Origin of the sequence: Novosphingobium panipatense, from assembly GCF_900182875.1 — a bacterium.
GTDB classification, from domain to species: Bacteria; Pseudomonadota; Alphaproteobacteria; order Sphingomonadales; family Sphingomonadaceae; genus Novosphingobium; species Novosphingobium panipatense.
Genome location: NZ_FXUI01000038.1, coordinates 2,501 through 5,577, shown reverse-complemented (window position 1 = coordinate 5,577; position 3,077 = coordinate 2,501). Strand labels below are relative to the sequence as shown.

The 3,077-nt window shown below is 53.7% G+C and carries 1 tRNA gene and 2 rRNA genes (1 of these 3 cut by a window edge); all 3 read right to left on the bottom strand.

The features are described from left to right. Positions 1 to 77, bottom strand: a tRNA-Met gene (locus QOL62_RS19475). A gap of 127 nt (positions 78 to 204) precedes the next feature. Next, positions 205 to 319: ribosomal RNA gene (gene rrf, locus QOL62_RS19470) — 5S ribosomal RNA — on the bottom strand. Positions 320 to 454: 135 nt separating this feature from the next. Beyond that, positions 455 to 3,077, bottom strand: a 23S ribosomal RNA gene (locus tag QOL62_RS19465); it runs 172 nt beyond the window's last position.

Here is a 3,077-nt window from a genome sequence, read left to right as displayed (position 1 = left end):
TGGTTGCGGGGGCAGGATTTGAACCTGCGACCTTCAGGTTATGAGCCTGACGAGCTACCGGGCTGCTCCACCCCGCGTCACCGATTGTGTGCGTTCGAGGGGAACGCGAAGAGGGCCTTTGGGGGATTTTTCCCCTTGGCCCTTTTGTGTTTTGTCATTGTGATGGGTTTTTTGTGTTCAACGATTGTGCGCGTCGGCTTCAATGCCTGGCGACGTCCTACTCTTCCGGGGCTTGAGCCACAGTACCATTGGCGCTGTCAGGTTTCACGGCCGAGTTCGAGATGGGATCGGGTGGGTCACTGACGCTATGGTCACCAAGCAATGGAGCCGACGCGTTGTGTCGTTGGGTTTAATCGATGTTTTGCCCGTGCGTATTTCAGATCGTATTGTTCTGGCTGCTTATCGTCCTACCGGACAGCTTCCTGTTGCAGGGCTGTCATTGATGGTGGGATTCATCAAGCATGATCAGAGTTATTAGGACCGGTTAGCTCCACGCGTTACCACGCTTCCACACCCGGCCTATCAACGTGATGGTCTATCACGACTCGAAGATACCTAATCTTGAGGGAGGCTTCCCGCTTAGATGCTTTCAGCGGTTATCCCGTCCATGCATAGCTACCCTGCTGCGCTCCTGGCGGAACGACAGGTACACCAGAGGCATGTTCATCCCGGTCCTCTCGTACTAGGGACAACTCCTCTCAAGTATCGACGCCCACGGCAGATAGGGACCAAACTGTCTCGCGACGTTCTGAACCCAGCTCACGTACCACTTTAATTGGCGAACAGCCAAACCCTTGGGACCTGCTCCAGCCCCAGGATGTGATGAGCCGACATCGAGGTGCCAAACGATTCCGTCGATATGAGCTCTTGGGAATCATCAGCCTGTTATCCCCGGCGTACCTTTTATCCGTTGAGCGATGGCCCTTCCACGAGGGACCACCGGATCACTATGACCGACTTTCGTCTCTGCTCGATTCGTCAATCTCGCAGTCAGGCAGGCTTATGCCATTGCACTCTTGCAGCCGGTTTCCAACCGGCCTGAGCCTACCATCGCGCGCCTCCGTTACTCTTTAGGAGGCGACCGCCCCAGTCAAACTACCCGCCACAGAGGGTCCCCGAACCGGATAACGGTCCTGGGTTAGACATCAGAACATAACAGGGTGGTATTTCACCTATGGCTCCACACCAGCTGGCGCCGGTGCTTCAAAGCCTCCCACCTATGCTACACAATTCTATCCTAATGCCACTCTGAAGCTGCAGTAAAGGTGCACGGGGTCTTTCCGTCTAACCGCGGGTACTCCGCATCTTCACGGAGAATTCAATTTCGCTGAGCATATCCTGGAGACAGTGGGGAAGTCGTTACGCCATTCGTGCAGGTCGGAACTTACCCGACAAGGAATTTCGCTACCTTAGGACCGTTATAGTTACGGCCGCCGTTTACTCGGGCTTCAATTCGGAGCTTGCACTCCTCCTCTTAACCTTCGAGCACCGGGCAGGCGTCAGACCCTATACGTCGTCTTGAAGCCGACTTAGCAGAGTCCTGTGTTTTTGCTAAACAGTCGCTACCCCCTGGCCTGTGCCCCCCACATCTGCTTGCGCAAACATGGGGCCTCCTTCTTCCGAAGGTACGGAGGCAATTTGCCGAGTTCCTTCAGGATACTTCTCTCAAGCGCCTTGGTATACTCTACCTGACCACCTGTGTCGGTTTCGGGTACGGTCTATACGGTGGGGCTATTTCCTGGAACCACGTGAAAGCACGTCCAATCCAATAAGGACGTACAATGTAAGTGATCCGTCACACACCACCAGGCCCACGAATATTAACGTGGTTCCCATCGACTACCCCCTTCGGGCTCGTCTTAGGGGCCGGCTCACCCTGCTCAGATTAGCTTTAAGCAGGAACCCTTGGTCTTTCGGCGAGAGGGCATCTCACCCTCTTTATCGCTACTCATGTCAGCATTCGCACTTCCGATACGTCCACCATCGGTTACCCTTTGGCTTCACTCGCCTACGGAACGCTCCGCTACCGCTCAGATCAAAGATCTGAACCCTAAGCTTCGGTGCATCACTTTAGCCCCGTTACATTTTCGCCGCAGGAACCCTTGTTTAGACCAGTGAGCTGTTACGCTTTCTTTAAAGGATGGCTGCTTCTAAGCCAACCTCCTGGTTGTTTTGGGATTCCCACATGCTTTCCCACTTAGTGATGACTTGGGGACCTTAGCTGTAGGTTAGGGCTGTTTCCCTTTTGACGACGGACCTTAGCACCCGCCGTCTGTCTGCCGGACTAGACTCGTTGGTATTCGGAGTTTGGTTAGAATTGGTAGATCTCGCGACCCCCGCATCCATCCAGTGCTCTACCCCCAACGGCAAATATCCGACGCTCTACCTCAATAGATTTCGCGGAGAACCAGCTATTTCCCGGCTTGATTGGCCTTTCACCCCTAAACACAACTCATCCGAGAATTTTTCAACATTCACCGGTTCGGTCCTCCAGTGCGTGTTACCGCACCTTCAACCTGGTCATGCCTAGATCGCCGGGTTTCGGGTCTAATACACCATACTCAAATCGCCCTGTTCAGACTCGCTTTCGCTGCGCCTACACCTAACGGCTTAAGCTTGCATGGTACATTAAGTCACTGACCCATTATGCAAGAGGTACGCTGTCACCCCCTAAAGAGGCTCCAACTGCTTGTAAGCATCCGGTTTCAGGTACTGTTTCACTCCCCTCATCGGGGTGCTTTTCACCTTTCCCTCACGGTACTGTGTTCGCTATCGGTCATGTACGAGTATTTAGGCTTGGAGGGTGGTCCCCCCATGTTCAGACAGGATTTCACGTGTCCCGCCCTACTCGAGTCCTTGACTATCACTTTCGCATACGGGGCTGTCACCCGCTATGGCCGCTCTTTCCAAAGCGTTCTGCTAGTTGAAATCAAGGCACTGGCCTGGTCCGCGTTCGCTCGCCACTACTAACGGAATCTCGGTTGATGTCTTTTCCTCCGGGTACTTAGATGTTTCAGTTCCCCGGGTTCGCTTCACCAAGTCTATATATTCAACTTGGAGATACCTTATCCACCTCA